Source organism: Allobosea sp. 05T422_2 (assembly GCF_056396265.1).
Genome location: NZ_JBFTLD010000155.1, coordinates 1 through 15,027 on the forward strand (window position 1 = coordinate 1; position 15,027 = coordinate 15,027).

At 65.2% G+C, this 15,027-nt stretch carries 15 protein-coding genes and 1 pseudogene; 6 read left to right on the plus strand and 10 right to left on the minus strand.

Translation table 11 applies throughout. The annotated features are described in order from the left end of the window. Positions 1-7 precede the first annotated feature (7 nt). The gene (locus AC1DJT_RS23155) at positions 8-859 is read right to left on the minus strand and encodes a hypothetical protein (RefSeq protein WP_476834944.1); all 852 of its coding nucleotides are present in this window, start codon (positions 857-859) and stop codon (positions 8-10) included. A gap of 30 nt (positions 860-889) precedes the next feature. On the opposite strand from AC1DJT_RS23155, the pseudogene AC1DJT_RS23160 reads away from it, so the two are divergent. Both AC1DJT_RS23160 and AC1DJT_RS23165 read left to right on the plus strand, forming a co-directional pair. Further along, positions 890-1,261: pseudogene (locus AC1DJT_RS23160) on the plus strand (autotransporter outer membrane beta-barrel domain-containing protein); the annotation flags it as partial. Between the two features lie 187 nt (positions 1,262-1,448). Next, on the plus strand, positions 1,449-2,348 hold the full coding sequence (locus AC1DJT_RS23165) for an autotransporter family protein (RefSeq protein WP_441506817.1): 900 nt from the start codon (positions 1,449-1,451) through the stop codon (positions 2,346-2,348). 162 nt (positions 2,349-2,510) lie between these two features. On the opposite strand, the gene AC1DJT_RS23170 is transcribed toward AC1DJT_RS23165, so the two are convergent. Further along, entirely contained in the window at positions 2,511-4,136 is a 1,626-nt protein-coding gene (locus tag AC1DJT_RS23170; RefSeq protein ID WP_441506818.1) for an MFS transporter, read from the minus strand. Between the two features lie 518 nt (positions 4,137-4,654). On the opposite strand from AC1DJT_RS23170, the gene AC1DJT_RS23175 reads away from it, so the two are divergent. Continuing rightward, positions 4,655-5,095 carry an HD domain-containing protein gene (locus AC1DJT_RS23175; protein WP_476768215.1) on the plus strand — a complete coding sequence of 147 codons (441 nt, stop codon included), beginning with the start codon at positions 4,655-4,657 and terminating at the stop codon, positions 5,093-5,095. Positions 5,096-5,203: 108 nt separating this feature from the next. Here the strand turns inward: AC1DJT_RS23175 and AC1DJT_RS23180 are convergent, their stop codons facing one another. From AC1DJT_RS23180 to AC1DJT_RS23190, 3 genes are all read right to left on the minus strand, one after another. Further along, positions 5,204-7,606, minus strand: coding sequence for a multicopper oxidase family protein (locus tag AC1DJT_RS23180; protein WP_476834945.1), 2,403 nt, complete (start codon positions 7,604-7,606; stop codon positions 5,204-5,206). A gap of 289 nt (positions 7,607-7,895) precedes the next feature. Next, the gene (locus tag AC1DJT_RS23185; RefSeq protein ID WP_476834946.1) at positions 7,896-8,948 is read right to left on the minus strand and encodes an alpha/beta fold hydrolase; all 1,053 of its coding nucleotides are present in this window, start codon (positions 8,946-8,948) and stop codon (positions 7,896-7,898) included. A 263-nt stretch (positions 8,949-9,211) separates the two neighbouring features. Further along, on the minus strand, positions 9,212-9,544 hold the full coding sequence (locus AC1DJT_RS23190; protein WP_441506822.1) for a potassium channel family protein: 333 nt from the start codon (positions 9,542-9,544) through the stop codon (positions 9,212-9,214). Positions 9,545-9,900: 356 nt separating this feature from the next. On the opposite strand from AC1DJT_RS23190, the gene AC1DJT_RS23195 reads away from it, so the two are divergent. After that, positions 9,901-10,959, plus strand: a complete 1,059-nt coding sequence (locus AC1DJT_RS23195; RefSeq protein ID WP_476834947.1) for a hypothetical protein — start codon at positions 9,901-9,903, stop codon at positions 10,957-10,959. Positions 10,960-11,380: 421 nt separating this feature from the next. Here the strand turns inward: AC1DJT_RS23195 and AC1DJT_RS23200 are convergent, their stop codons facing one another. Then, a complete protein-coding gene (locus AC1DJT_RS23200; RefSeq protein ID WP_441506824.1) occupies positions 11,381-11,599 on the minus strand; it encodes a hypothetical protein in 219 nt (72 codons plus the stop codon). Between the two features lie 291 nt (positions 11,600-11,890). Here AC1DJT_RS23200 and AC1DJT_RS23205 point away from each other — a divergent pair, with 291 nt between their 5' ends. Then, the gene (locus AC1DJT_RS23205; protein WP_441492280.1) at positions 11,891-12,082 is read left to right on the plus strand and encodes a DUF3008 family protein; all 192 of its coding nucleotides are present in this window, start codon (positions 11,891-11,893) and stop codon (positions 12,080-12,082) included. Positions 12,083-12,169: 87 nt separating this feature from the next. On the opposite strand, the gene AC1DJT_RS23210 is transcribed toward AC1DJT_RS23205, so the two are convergent. The 3 genes from AC1DJT_RS23210 to AC1DJT_RS23220 all read right to left on the minus strand — a co-directional run bounded on the left by AC1DJT_RS23210 (position 12,170) and on the right by AC1DJT_RS23220 (position 13,085). Further along, positions 12,170-12,442: a hypothetical protein gene (locus AC1DJT_RS23210; RefSeq protein WP_476834948.1), complete on the minus strand. Its 273-nt coding sequence runs from the start codon at positions 12,440-12,442 to the stop codon at positions 12,170-12,172. A gap of 101 nt (positions 12,443-12,543) precedes the next feature. Beyond that, the gene (locus tag AC1DJT_RS23215) at positions 12,544-12,756 is read right to left on the minus strand and encodes a hypothetical protein (protein ID WP_441506826.1); all 213 of its coding nucleotides are present in this window, start codon (positions 12,754-12,756) and stop codon (positions 12,544-12,546) included. A 68-nt stretch (positions 12,757-12,824) separates the two neighbouring features. Next, complete coding sequence (locus tag AC1DJT_RS23220) at positions 12,825-13,085, minus strand: hypothetical protein (protein WP_441506827.1); 261 nt, start codon at positions 13,083-13,085, stop codon at positions 12,825-12,827. A gap of 131 nt (positions 13,086-13,216) precedes the next feature. On the opposite strand from AC1DJT_RS23220, the gene AC1DJT_RS23225 reads away from it, so the two are divergent. Then, complete coding sequence (locus AC1DJT_RS23225; protein ID WP_476768211.1) at positions 13,217-14,545, plus strand: PQQ-dependent sugar dehydrogenase; 1,329 nt, start codon at positions 13,217-13,219, stop codon at positions 14,543-14,545. A 94-nt stretch (positions 14,546-14,639) separates the two neighbouring features. Here AC1DJT_RS23225 and AC1DJT_RS23230 read toward each other — a convergent pair whose 3' ends face one another. After that, positions 14,640-15,023: a DUF1236 domain-containing protein gene (locus AC1DJT_RS23230; protein ID WP_476834949.1), complete on the minus strand. Its 384-nt coding sequence runs from the start codon at positions 15,021-15,023 to the stop codon at positions 14,640-14,642. Positions 15,024-15,027: the final 4 nt, after the last annotated feature.

A 15,027-nucleotide genomic window follows, 5' to 3' on the forward strand; every position in this document is an offset into this window, starting at 1 on the left:
GATATCGTCAGCACGGGGAACGCGCCGCGATATCGTCAGCACGGGGAACGCGCCGCTCATCATCGACAATTCCGGCACCATCAATGGCAATGTCAGCCAGGGCAACGGAGCCGATACCTTCATCATGCGCGGCGGCCTGGTGAACGGCACCGTCGACCAGGGCAGCGGCCTCGGCGATGGCGTCGACCGCTTCGTGATGGCCGGCGGCACGATCAACAGCAACGTCAACCAGGGCGGCGAACTCGATTTCGCGACGGTGTCCGGCGGCGTCATCACCGGTGGGCTGAACGAAGGCGACTTCGTCACGGTCACCGGCGGCCAGATCGGCTCGATCGACATGACGCTCGCCAACAATGTGCTGACCATGTCTGGCGGGTTGATCGTCACCAACGTTCTGGCGGCCCAGAACAACGACACGCTCAACCTGTCCGGCGGGCGCATCGGCGGCTTCGTCAATTTCGGCAATGGCGACAACGTCTTCACCATCTCCGGGGGCAGCGTCGGCGGTTTCCTGCTCAGCGGCACCGGAGCCGACACGGTGAACTGGACCGGCGGCGGCGTGCTCGAAACCGGCTTCCGGCTCGGCGCGGGCAACGACGTGGCCGTCTTCACCGGCCTGACGGCTGCGAATATCGTCCCGACGGCCATCATCGATGGCGCCCCCGGCATCGATCGGCTGACCTGGAACAATACGAGCGCCACCGGCGTCGCGCGTTTGATCAACTGGGAGCTGTTCGAGCTCACCAACAACTCGCAGCTGACTTTTGCCAGCACACTGACGCTCGGCGACGCCGGAACCGGGACGGGCACGCTGTCGATCGATGCGACCAGCACTGTCTTCGCCGGGAATGGAGTGCATGCGATCGCGCCCTTCACGCCGGGCCAGCTGGTGACGGTCACCAATGCCGGCACGATCGATCTGACCAACGGCCCGGCCGCCGCAAGCGACAGCCTCACGATCATCGGGAATTATGCCGGCCAGAATGCGCGGATGCGGTTGCAGACGGTGCTGGGAGACAGCGCCTCGCCATCGGACCAGTTGATCATCTCCGGCGGCTCGGCGAGCGGGCAGACCCGAATCACGATCCTCAACCTCGGCGGAACCGGCGCTCCGACATTCGGCAGCGGCATCAAGGTGGTCGACACCCTGAACGGCGGCACGACTGCAGCTGGAGCCTTCAGCCAGGCCGGGCCGATCGCGGCCGGCGCCTTCGAATACGCGCTCTATCGCGGCGGCATCGCGGCCGGCACCGAGCAGAACTGGTATCTCCGCTCCACCCTGCCCCCACCGACAACCGTGGTGCCGCAGCCACAACTGGCTGCAGGCGCCGAGAATGCCATCCTGGCGCCGTCGCCGGGCGCGCCGACGATTGCAAGCCCGGACGGGCCGGTGGTTGCGCTCTATCGTCCGGAAGTCGCGACCAACGCGATCACGCCCGCGACCGCGCATGCTGGCGCTCGGTACGCTCGGCACCTTCCACGAGCGCCAGGGCGACCAGGACCTGCTGCGGGGAACCGGCATCGCCTCTGCCGGCTGGGGACGCGTCTTCGGCCAGCATCGCGAGCAGCGCTTCTCGGGCGATGTCAGTCCGGAGTTCAAGGGCAGCATCATCGGCCTGCAGACCGGCCTCGATCTTTACGGCGTCGACTGGCAAAGCGGCCATCGCGACCGTTTCGGCGCCTTCTTCGGCTATGGACGGGCCGAGGGCGATGTCCGCGGCTTCGCCCTTGGGCAGCTGCGCGCCTCCACCGGCAAGCTCGGGCTCGATTCCTACAGCGTCGGCGCCTACTGGACCCATGTCGGACCGGCCGGCTGGTATCTCGACACCGTCCTGATGAACAGCTGGCTCAATGGCACGCCCCGTTCCGACCGCGGCATCCGGTCGGACGCCGATGGCACGGTCTTCACCGGCTCGGTCGAGGCGGGCTACCCGATCGCGCTTGGCGGCGGCCTTATCCTGGAGCCGCAGGGCCAGCTCATCTGGCAACGCACATCGTTCGATCAGACCCGGGATCTGTTTTCCGCGATCAGCCAGGACAGCAGCGACGCGCTGACGGGCAGGATCGGCGCGCGACTGCGCGGCAGCCTGCTCTGGGGCACGACCGAGATCAGACCCTATCTCACCGCCAATCTCTGGCGCAGCTTCGGCGGCAACGACAAGACGCTGTTCGACACCAACCTCGTCACGACACAACGCGGCGCGACCGCATTCGAAATCGGCGGCGGCGTCACCGCGCAGGTCACGCAAGCCATCAGCCTCTACGCCGAGGCGAGCTATCTGACGAATGCCGATTCGAACCACAGCCGGGGCTTCGGCGGCAATGTCGGGCTGCGCGTGACATGGTAGCGGCGATCGGGCCTGACATCCGCCGCAGCCCGTGCGCCCGGCCCGGGCTTGGAGATCACTCGCACGGCGTCAGTGAAGCCGGGTTCGCCCAATGACCGTCGAAAAGCCCCGCCTGGCGAGGCGGGGCTTCCATACGTGGCGCAAAGCCCGAGTTGGTGGCCGCTACATCTTGTAGATGTCGCGATCCTTGGTCTCCGGCAGGAAGATCAGGCCGATGATGAAGGTCATCATCGCGATGATGATCGGATACCAGAGGCCCGAGAAGATGTTGCCGGTGGCCACCACGATGGCGAAGGCGGTGGGGGGCAGGAAGCCGCCGAACCAGCCATTGCCGATGTGGTAGGGCAGCGACATGCCCGTATACCGAATGCGTGTCGGGAAGAGCTCGACGAGCAGCGCGGCGATTGGCCCGTAGACCATCGTCACGAAGATAACGAGGAGGAACAGCAGGCCGACAAGAGTCAGTGCCCGGCTATCCGCGAACAGGGCTCCCAGCGACTGAACCTTCAGGATCGATGCATCGCCGGCCTTGGGGTATCCGGCGGCGTAAGCCGCATCGACGACCGCGGCGCCTGCCTTCTCGCCGGGATTGGCGACATCGGTCCCATTCACCTTGACGGCGACCGGTGCGCCGGCCGCGCCGGGCTTCAGATCATAGTGCATCGAGGTCGACGCGAGCGTGCGCCGGACGAGGTCGCAGGGCGCAGTGAAGACGCGCACGCCGACCGGGTCGAACAGCGAGCCGCAGGTTGCGGGATCGGCGGTGATGTCGATCTTCACACTCTCCGTCGCGGTCACCAGCTTCGGATTGGCGACGGTAGCGATCTTGGTGAAGAGCGGGAAATAGCTCAGCGCCGCGACCAGCAATCCAGCCAGCAGGACCGGCTTGCGGCCGATCTTGTCCGATAGGCTGCCGAAGAAGACGAAGAAGGGTGTGCCGAGCAAAAGCGCCAAGGCCAGGATCAGGTAGGTCGTGGTCGCGTCGACCTTCAGCGTCTGCGTCAGGAAGATGAGCGCATAAAATTGCCCAGCATACCAGACGACGGCCTGGCCCGCCGTACCGCCGAGGAGCGCGATGATCGCGATCCTGGCGTTGGACCAGGTGCCGAACGCCTCGGTGAGCGGGGCCTTTGACTGGCTGCCTTCTTCCTTCATGCGTTGGAAAGCCGGCGATTCAGCGAGCTGCAACCGGATCCAGATGGAGAAGCCGAGCAGGATGATCGAAAGCAGGAACGGCACACGCCATCCCCAAGCGTTGAAAGATTCGGTCGACATGCTGAAGCGCAGCCCCAGGATGACCGCCAGCGCCAGGAAGAGGCCGAAGGTTGCGGTGATCTGAATCCAGCTCGTGTAAAAACCGCGACGGCCCTGCGGGGCGTGTTCGGCGACATAGGTCGCGGCGCCGCCATACTCGCCGCCGAGCGCCAGGCCCTGTAGCAGGCGACAGATGATAAAGGCGATCGGGGCCGCGATGCCGATCGTGGCATAGCCAGGCAGGACGCCGACGAGGAAGGTCGCGAGGCCCATGATCGTCATGGTGACGAGGAAGGTGTATTTGCGGCCGATCAAATCGCCGACTCGGCCGAACACGAGCGCGCCGAACGGCCGCACGGCGAAACCGGCTGCAAAACTGAAGAGCACGAAGATGAATTTCGCCGTATCGTTGTCGCCGGGCACGAAACTGGCGGCGATGTTCGCGGCGAGCGGGATGGTGAGGTAGAAATCGTACCACTCGAAGACCGTGCCGGCCGACGAGGCGATGATGACCTTGCGTTCTTCTCTGGACATCGGTCGGGGCGCGTCAGCCGCCCCCGGTGCTTGCGCAGCCACGTTCATAACGCGATCTCCCTGCTCAATCCCCCCGCAGCCTGATCATTCGGGCCGGATCAAACGATTGCCCGAGATCGGCACTTGCGCAATCCGGCACTTAGTCTTGCATCGTTTGTCGTACGACTAGACTCAGAATTCGTTGATTGGAGCCAGACGATGACGGTTGCGGCGGGATAGATGGCCGAGAAGAAAATGGGGGCGTATCAGTCGTAATCTATGGCGATGCGTCGCCAGTCTTTAAGCTTGGCGAAGAGGTTCGCGACCTTGTGGCGCTGGCGATAGACCCCTTGTCGTAGGAACACGGGATTTTTCGGCTTCTGCTCGATGGAATGCAGGGTTCGATGTCTCTGGCACCCGGCGCCTGGCTGGTCGGTGGGTTGAGACGGACCTCTTGGAGACGCCCTGGTGCCGATCACTTGCCACCTTCTTGCCGGGCACCTTACGGCCTAAGCTGTGGCATCGGAGGAGAGTGAACGATGGCTACCCTGGAACGAGCGATCGGTATTGCGGCAGAGGCTCACGCCGGCCAGCTCGACAAGACCGGCGCACCCTATATCGCCCATCCGATGCGGCTGATGGCGCGCTTCCTGGCAGGCGGCAACGAGGAATCGGCGATTATCGCGGCGCTGCACGATGTCGTGCAGGATTCGAAATGGACCCTCCACGACCTTCACCGCGAGGGCTTCTCCCAGGAGATCCTGTCTGCGCTCGAAGCCCTGACCCGTCGCGACGGCGAGGAATACGTGGACTATATCCGGCGCGCCGCAGCCCATCCGCTGGCGCGCTTCGTCAAGGAGGCGGATATCCGCGACAACCTGGCGGAAGAACGGATGAACAAGGTCTATGACCGCGAGAGGCTTTTCAACAAATATTCCGTGGGGTTGCGTGTGATCGCTGAGACGCCGCTCAAGCGCTAGGGCGCAGCCCGTAGAACAGCAGCCGTCACCAAGGGCGACGGCTGCCATGGCTGTCTTTGGATCGGCCCGAAAACCGCGATCCACTTTTCGGGCCGATGCTAGGAGCCCTCAGCCAGCGCTGGCGAAGCGCGTGCTGCGCGGATCGCCCTCCGGCAAGACCTCGGGCTGCTTCCAGACCACGCCGTTCGGCGTCGGGATCGGCGTCATCGTCAGCTGGTATTGCGGCTGGCCGCGAAAATTCGGATCGCCCGGCTGCTCGCTCTGGATCTGGTAGCGCAGCAGCATCGCGAAATCCTCATGCGCCGTGTTGTGGCAGTGGCTGACATAGGCGCCACCGAACTCGCCGAAGCGCACCTGGAACTTGACCCGGCCGGAGGGCCGCAGCCGCCAGACATCCTTGCGCGCCAGCCGCTCCGTCGCCGGGATCGGCGCACCGCCGCGATCGATGGTGACGCCCTCCTCGAAATGCAGGTGGATGGGATGATCCCAGCCGCCACCGCCATTGATCAGCGTCCAATGCTCGACCTCGCCCGGCTTCGGGATCAGCATCGAAATCCGGTTGGCATTGAGCGAATGCGCGTTCTCGCCATTGATCTTGATCGTCCAGGGGAAGCTCGCGATGTCGCCGCATTCAGGGATGCACTGGCCGTCGGCGCCCCGTGAATCGCCGGTGCCGGATCGTCCGAACTCGATCACCCGCTCACGGACCGGTGCCACGATCGGGATCTGGGTCGTCAGCGTCTTCGTGCCCGTGCGCCAATCGGGATCGGCGAAATTGGCGCTGCGGTCGACATCGAGCGGGCTGCTGGCATTGTAGAGCTTGCCGGGGTTGTCGACGCTCTGAAGCTGGTTCACCACCCGGAACTCGAGGAAGGGACCAACGCACGGATCGTCGTCATCGCCCTTGAAGGCCGAGGCCATCGAGACCGGCCCCTTGGGGAGACGCCCGTCGGTCTGCTTCAGCAGGTTGACCAGATAGACGCTGTCGCCGGGCTCGAAGGCGGCGAAGTCGACGACGATGTCGAAGCGCTCCGCCACGCCCATCTCGTCGGTCTCGGTCAGGGCGATYGGGTTGACCAGCAGGTTGCCGTCATTGGCGATGAAGTAGAACGGCACATTGGTCATGCGCGCAAAGCGCCGGCTCTTGTTGACCGCCAGCGCCAGCTTCATGAACCGCGCCATCGCCGCATTCAGGATGCGGAAGCGGTAGCGCCGCGGCAGCACCTCGAAATAGGGGTAATAGGTGCCGTTGACGCAGAGCATATCGCCGAGGAAACCGTCAGTGTCGAAGATGTCGAAGCGGGCCTGGCCATTGGCGTCGAAGGCGGGGTTCGAGACCGCCAGATTCACGTCGAAATCGAGATTGCCCCATTTCAGCTGCGAGCCGCTAGGCAGCCGCAGGTTGATGCCGTCATTGAGGTCCTCGCGGCCGCGATCGGGGCCGCTATAGATATTGCACAGCCCGAAAATGCCCTTGTGCACGTTCTCGGCGGTGAAGAAGAAGCGATGGTCGTGGAACCAGAGGCTGCTCTGGATCTCGCGGAAATCGCCGGGGACCTGGACCAGGCCCTCGCGGTCATCGGGCCCCGAGCATTTGCGGGCATAGTCGCGGTCGCCGGTCGGCCAGACATTGGGCATGTCGCGCCGGGCCATCGCCATKCCMCAGTGGTAATCGTAGAAGGTGCCGGGGAAGTGATAGGCGTTGCAGGCGCCGTCACTTTCGGCGCCGTTATGGGCGTTATGGAGATGGATCGAGATCTCGTTGCGCCCAAAGCCGCCATTCTTCCTCCGGTCGACCGGCAGATCGTTATAGATCCGGGTCAGGATCGGCTCGCCATAGCGCGCCTTGATCAGGGTCGGCTGGCCGATCCCGGTGCGCAAGCCGGCGGTCCGCCCTTCCCGGCCAGGTGCGCGCGGCCCGAAGGTCCACATCGAGGTCGCCGCCTGTTCCGGCATGCCGTCGCAGAAATAGCAGCCGGCCTTGACCTGTCCGAGCGAGAGCAGATAGCCCTTCTTGGGATAGAGTTCCTCCCAGCGCTGATGCGCGAAGAACTCACCGGGCGGGCGGCCCTCGAACGGCCCCGCATTGGTGACCGGGTTGCGGTAGAGCCCACCGCCTGAACTGGTGAAATCGGTGTGGTAGGAGAAATTCTTCGCCGGCAGCTCCTGGGCGCCCGAGGCTCCGCCCCAGGCGGCATCGCCATTCGCCATGCGCGTCAGCGGCACGGGTTTCAGCACCTCCGGGCGCGGCATCAGGTCATGGAACTTGTCGACACCGAAGGTCGGGCTTCGCGGCGCGCCTGTCGGCACCTGGGCGTAGGCGCTCCTGGCGAAGGGGCTCAACCCATTCTTCGCGATCAGCAGGCCACCCGCCGTGAAATAGCCCCAGCGCAGCAAATCGCGTTTGGTGATCTCGCCGACCGACAGCGCCTTGACGATCTCGAGCCGGTTTTCGAGAGCACGCTGCGCCTCCCGCAGCCGCAAACCCTTGGTCAGACGCGGTAGATACATGCCGACCTCCCCCGATGCCGCAATTGCGGCAGAAATACCGTGCCGGTGATAGCTGGAGGGCGCCGCGAATTGTAGAGATGATGGTCGCTCAATCMGTGCGGCGAAGGTCAGACCACGAATCTATACTTACGATGGGGCCGCGACAGCGCTCTGCGCAGTCCGGCGCCATTCGGGGCGCGATGCCMGGATTCAGGGCAGGAATCCGCCTTCGATCGCGCGCGCTCGCACCATGGAGCCCGTTTCCGCCCCATGAGGCCGGCAAAGCAGCGGGCTCCCGATCATGCGGCCGTCAGAGCCTGTCGGCGGCGATCACCGCCTGGGCGAAGGGCTGCGGCGCCTCCTGTGGCGGATTATGGCCGATGCCGCCGGTGAAGAGCCGGTGCTCGTATTTGCCGGTGAACCGCTTCGCATAGACGGCAGGCTCCGGATGCGGCGCGCCATTGGCATCCCCCTCGATGGTGATCGTCGGCACGCCGATCGTCGGAAAGGCAGYGAGCTTCTTTTCCAGCTCGTCATATTGCGGCTCGCCCGCGGCCAGGCCGAGGCGCCAGCGATAATTATGGATCGAAATCGCGACATGGTCGGGGTTGTCGAGGGCGGTGGCCGAGCGCGCAAAGGTTGCGTCGTCAAAGGCCCATTTCGGCGAGGCCAGCTCCCAGATCAGGCGCGCGAAGTCATGCGTGTATTTCGCGTACCCCGCCTGCCCGCGCTCGGTGGCGAAATAATACTGGTACCACCATTGCAGTTCGGCCTTCGGCGGCAGCGGTACCTTGTTCAGCTCCTGGCTGCCGATGAGATAGCCGCTCACCGAGACCATCGCCTTGCAGCGCTCCGGCCAGAGCGCGGCGACGATATTGGCGGTCCGGGCGCCCCAGTCATAGCCGGCGAGGACCGCCTTCTCGATCTTCAGGGCGTCCATCAAGGCGACGAGGTCACGGCCCAGGGCCGCCTGCTGGCCGTTGCGCGGCGTGCCGTCGCTGAGGAAGCGCGTCGTTCCATATCCGCGCAGATAGGGCACGATTACGCGGTAGCCGGCCCCGGCGAGAAGAGGAGCAACCTCGACATAGCTGTGGATGTCATAGGGCCAGCCATGCAGCAGCAGCGCCGGCGGACCATCCGCCGGGCCGGCCTCGGCATAGCTGACCTCGAGAACGCCCGCCACGATCCGCTTCAGCGGAGCAAACGAGGCCTGCACGCCCTGCCCCGCGCTGCCCGCAGGTGTGACGGAGGGTGGACTGGTCTGGGCGCGGGCACCGCCGATCGCAGTGAACGGGGCAAGTGCGGCTCCGAGCGCCAGGGCGCCGAGGACATTCCTGCGCGGGTGATCGATCTGCTCGGGCATGGCTCTTCTCCCGATGGCTTGAATGGTAGGGGAAGGACGCGGAGCCATTGTATCCCGGCTGCGTCGCGGCGCAGCCGAAATCGAAATCGCGCGTCGGATCAGGCGGTCGCGATTCCGGGGGACAATCGGCTCGCCGCCGTTGCGCAGCCAGCCCGGACGTCGGGGGCCGGCGTGACAGCGGTCATTCCGCCCACGGCGATGCTCGCACGCGACCCCTTGAGCTCGCATTCGCCTCCGGAAGCCAGGCAGCCGCAGGCGGACCCCTATTTATGCTCGGGCGGCTCGACTTCCGTCGCTCGCAGCGCCTCGACAGTGACAGCCGCAATAAGTCCGGTCATCACGATGCCGGCGAAACCGATCACGACGGCAAGCATGCGCGAGCTGAAATGCGTCGGCGTGAAATCCCCATAGCCGATCGTGAAGCCGGTCACGAAGGTGAAATAGAGGGAGTCGCCGAAACCCCAGTCCTCGATGCGCCCGATCAGAAACCCCGGCACGAGCATGGTCGCGAGCACACCGGAGAGAACCGGCCACATCACGCGGAAACTCCCGATCAGCGCGAAGAAGAAAGCGTGCCGCTTCTGCCTGGCATCCATGGATTTGAGAACCGCGTAAGATTTCGTAAGCCGAGGATAGCCTCGCCCAGCAGTAATTGCCAGTTGCGGAGGAGCTACGCGTGGCCCGCGCCGGACGTGTCCGTGACGCGTTTCGCTGGCTTGGCCAATCATTGCCCTGGTGCACGCGCAACCTGACAGGTCGCGTCAGGTAAATGTCAGGTTCACCGGTGTAGGGTTCGCAGGCCCCAGAAGCCCTTCACGCATCTGCGAAGAAGACCGCGAACACGACGTCATCCAATGYGTATTAGGCTGGGTCTCCCGGCCGAGCGATACTGCTGGAATACGCATCCGCTCCAAATCGGGACTGCCAATCATAAAACCCAGGGAGGCTACTCATGGTCATGCGACGTATTTGCCATTTTCGCACCACGCCCTGCGCGCGGACAGCGGGTGAGAACGGTCGCGCGAGCGGTCATCTGGGGACCGCCGCGCTGGTCGCGCTGCCGCTGCTCCTMGCAGCAGGCGCAGCCCAGGCCGCGTCATCGGAAGGGTGCGAGGGCGGCGGCTTTACCGTGCTGGGACGCACTCAGAATGCCACCCTCCCCGCCAGCGCTCTTGGGACGAGTTTTCGGGTGCAGGGCAAATATGCCCAATTCGATGTCGACTCGGCGACCCTCGGCATCCGCAACTTCACGCTAACCGGTGCGCCAAATCCCCTCGACATCACGGGAGGAGTGCCGACCCCGGTCTTCGCCAGCAAGCTCCCCGACCATCGCGGGTTGTCGCTGACCAGTTCACTCACCGTCGAGATCAAGGAGACCGAGATCGAGATCGGGAGAACGGGCCAAAACCTCAGCATGAAGATCCAGGCAAAGGACTGCGCGACTGGCGGCATATTCCAGATGGAGGTGGAACGCGAAGATGGAACGCCGACCCTCTTCACCCATATCCTGGCGGAAGGCGCCAACCCTCAGCTGAAGGCGTTCTATTTCGACAATCGCAACTTCCGGAACCGGGAARGCGACGAGGTTCCCTACAAGGACATCACGGTCACCGTCCCGGCCCGCGTCAATTTCGGCAATAACTTCTCCCGCAAGTTCGTCGGCAGGGACAGCCCTCAGGTTGCCACGCGCAGGTCGGAACCGGATTGCGTGAACCTGATCGCCACCCGCGTCCCCACCAGCCCCGCGACCGTGCGTCATTGCGGCGGCGTATCCCGCTGGGACGTGGCGAGTGGCGGTCGCATGGGCCAGGTGATGGGCGAGGATGCGGTCGAGGTCGCTCCGCCAGCCACGGAATGCGTCAAGAAATGCCAGGCGCAGAACCGGGTTCGCGGCCGGTCAACGGTCCTTGGCTTCCCCTTCCCGGTCAATCCGGAAGACCAGCTCCAGCCGCGCTTCCCGCGGCAACAGCAGGCGGGCGCAACGCTGTCGGTTGCGACGAACCCGCAATAGGCGGGCACGTCCGGACAGCCCGTGCCCTATGGCGAGCGCGCCACCCGCGCTCGCCGGCATTCATTTTTGAAAGCGGTATGAGGTCCTGTTCGTCGGCGATCTGGTCGGCCGCCTCGGTTCGAAACGCCGGGCGGCTCTGAAGGCATCCCCACCCGGCAGGACCGATGGGCTGGCGAAACCCGCCATGCGATAGCGGGATGGAGCGGCCGATGGCCAAACCAGTGCCCGCCGTTCCGGCAGAAGCGGCGGGGCTCAGGCCGTGATGACGCCGGAAGGKGATTGCGGCGCCGGGACGCCCCACAAACACATGACGGCGCCTCCGGCTCCATGCCTGCCCGGACATTCGCGCCGGCTCGAAGATTTCGCCAGTTTCGATGAGACGCCGCGTGCAGTTGGCCCGCCCGCAGACGATGATGACGCGTTAGGCGTGGGCCCTGAACTTTTGCAGCGCACGCCTTGCCAGGTCCTCATCATCAATGGCGATCATCACCAGGTTCGCCACGATATAGGCCAATCGCTCTCGTTCGAGCTGTAGGTCGTGGCCCTCATCAAGGGCTGGCCTGATGGCCTCCCAGGCCGCATCCAAGGCCGCCTGGGCGCGCGCAATGTCCACCGGATCCGTGAGCGATGAGAATGGCATGGTCGCTCCCCCAACACCAAACTACATCGAAAATCTGGCCATCGCGCTCAAAAATGCAAGCTCTTCGGTCGCCGACAAAAAGCCCGCCCCCCTTTCGGAGCGGCGGGCAGTGCCTTGGAACTCAGAGATCTTGGGGTCCCTGGGAGATGCCGGGATAACCCGCAGCGTCAGCAGTTGTTCCCGCCATGTCTCCTGCGGGCGCGCCAGAGCCCCAGCATCGCTGAACCGGCCGGGAACGCAGACGCGGCCCGGCAGTTGATCTCGGTCCGACCTTTCAAAGGAGGCGCAATCATGCCGGCGAAATCCAAAGCCCAGCAGAAGGCCGCGGGAGCGGCGCTCGCCGCCAAGCGCGGCGAGATCAAAACCAGCGAGCTGAAGGGCGCGTCGAAGTCGATGGCGAAGTCGATGACCGAAGAGGAGCTGCACGACATGGCTTCGACCAAGCGCAAGGGCAAACCCGAGCACGTGTCCAAGGCGCACTGAACCTCGCCCTGGCGCCCGGCTGATCGCATGCCGATGGCCGCCTGGCGTGAATGCGGGGGATGGTCGAGCGAGCACTGCCGCCCGCGGTCAGCGGCTGTCAACCGGGGGCGTTGTGCTTCGTGGGAGCCTTGGCGCGTTCGCCGCGGTGGCGTCGAATTGCTGAACGGCCCGCTCCGCGAGCTGGCCGGCTCCGCCGGCATCCCAGAGCCCGACCACGATATAGCCGAGGCGTTCCCGTTGGATGGACGTTCTCTGTCGATCGATCTCGCCGCGTGCGTCGATCTGGCCCCACGCGGTCTCGAACGCCGCTACGATGACGGYGACCTCTTCTGGCGTGGCGACAATCGAGCGGAACGGCATCGACCTTCCCCTCGACGAGAAGTGAGCGCTTCGCCCCCTCAAATGCAAGTGCAAAAACTGACGCGGGCTCCGCCTCCTTGAATGGCGGGGCGCCGGCGGCCTCAGCGGGACCGCGCGGGTGCCCGCTTGGCGCTCCGTCCGCGCCGGTCCATGGCGAGCTTGGCCAGCACGCAGCCGAACACCGCGATCATCAGGGGCGGTGTCCGCAACCGTGCGATCAGGAACCCGAGCGGAACGGCAAACTGCCTGGGGTACTTTCCTTCTGCAATGTCGCGAGCCAGCCATAACCCGACGAGATGAACGAGGGCGCGCATGCGTCTTCCCTTCTGCAAACCATGAGACGACCGCACCAGGACAGTCTCGCCCTGTGCGTTGAACGGCGTTACTGCCGCCGCTGACGGGGCGCACCCGGCTTCGCCGGGCTCTGGACGGCAATCGGATCGCTCGTCGGAAATGTCTCCTTCAGCGCCTTGTCGAGTTGCTGATCTGCTGTGACTTCGCGCCCAGCCTTGCGTTGCGCGTGTTGCTCCTTACGGAGGCTTTCAATCGCCGGGTTCGTGTCTGGGCGCATCGCTCGTCTCCATTTCCGTGTCATCACCGACAGGCGTCCAGGGGTAACGTCGCGCGGTTTGATCCGTTCCACCGCGATCTCAGTCGAGGACGCGGCCCGGGGCCGTCGCGAACCAAGCCATCGCGAACAAAGTGACGGGGTTTGACGTTCACCCCATGATGCGGGCGGGCAGTGCTTCCCGCAGCCAGGGAGGAGAACCGCATATGGCGATCAAGCGCCCCGTCATGCTCATCGCCAGCGTCGCGGCCTCGGCGCTCATGCTCGCCGCTTGCGACAGTCGCTCCACCCTGCCCGAGGAGGCCGGCTACGGCCCCAACCCGACTTTGCCCGAGCCCAGGACGACATGGTTTCCGACCGTGAAGATCGCCGATGCGATCGGTTGGAAGCTGGGGGAGAAGCCGACCACGCCCAGCGGCGGCCAGGTGAGCACATTCGCCAGCGGGTTGCAGCATCCGCGCTGGCTCTACGAACTCCCCAATGGCGATGTGCTCGTGGCCGAAAGCGACGCGCCACCGAAGCCGGCGGAGAAGAGCGGCGGCATCCGCGGCTGGGTGCAGGGCGTCTTCATGAAGAAGGCCGGATCGCAGACRCTCAGCGCGAACCGGATCATGCTGCTGCGGGACAGTGACGGCGACGGCGTCGCCGAGACGAAGAGCGTCTTCCTGGAGAACCTCAACTCGCCATTCGGCATGGCCCTGATCGGCGACCAGCTCTACATCGCCAATGCCGATGCGCTTGTCCGCGTCCCCTACCGGCAAGGCGAAACCAGAAGCGCGGGCGCAGCCGTGAAGGTCGCCGACCTGCCTGCCGGCCGGAACCACCATTGGACGAAGAGCCTGACCGCCAGCGCGGACGGCTCGAAGCTCTATGTCGGCGTCGGCTCGAACTCCAATGTCGCCGAGAACGGCATGGCCGAGGAGGAGCGGCGCGCGGCCGTGCTCGAGATCGACCCGGCGACGGGAGCGACGCAGCTCTTTGCGACGGGGTTGCGCAACCCTGTCGGGATCGACTGGAACCCCGTGACCCGGGAACTCTGGGTGGCGGTCAACGAGCGCGACGAGATCGGCGACGATCTGGTGCCGGACTACATGACCTCGGTGAAGCGCGGCGGCTTCTATGGCTGGCCCTACAGCTATTATGGCCAGCATCTCGACAGGCGCGTCGAGCCCCAGAAGCCGGAACTGGTCGCCAAGGCGATCAAGCCAGATTACGCGCTGGGTTCACATACCGCCTCCCTCGGGCTGGGCTTCGTGCCGCCGGGCCGCCTCGGGCCGCGCTATCAGGGCGGCGCCTTCATCGGCCAGCACGGTTCATGGAACCGCTCGCGCCCGGTCGGCTACCGCGTGATCTTCGTCCCCTTCAGTGAGGGCAAGCCAGCCGGGATGCCGCAGGAGATCCTCACCGGGTTCCTGAACGAGAAGGGCGAGGCACGGGGGCGTCCCGTCGGCGTGCTGGTCGACCGGCGGGGCGGCCTGCTGGTCGCCGACGATGTCGGCAATACGGTCTGGCGGGTTGCCCTGCCGGGAGGTTGATTGCGACAGGGACGAGGGCCGCCTGCCCAGGTCGAGCTTCAGTCACAAGGAAAGGCCCGCCATCGATGGCGGGCCTTTCCCGTCTATCTGCCGATCATTCGATGATCTGTACGATCCTGCGGGTCTTCGGCTCGACCAGCACCGTCTGATCGTTCACGACGGTGTAGCGATACTGGGTCTTGCCGAAACGCTCCGGGACCTCTCGATAGGTGACGGTTTGGGGAAGCGTCGCTCCGACGACGACCTTCTCGCGATAGGCCACCGACGGCACCTTCTGCTCCGTCACATAAGTGCGGAACTCGGAGCGCCGGTCGGCCGCGATGCCGCCGACGATCGCCCCCGCCGCAGCGCCACCGACAGCCCCGACGGCCGCTCCGGCCGGCCCGCCGACAATGGCTCCACCAACGGCTCCGGTTCCCGCGCCGGCAGCGGCGCCACCGGCCGCACCAGCATTGGGTTGCTGCGCCGACACGGCCATAGGC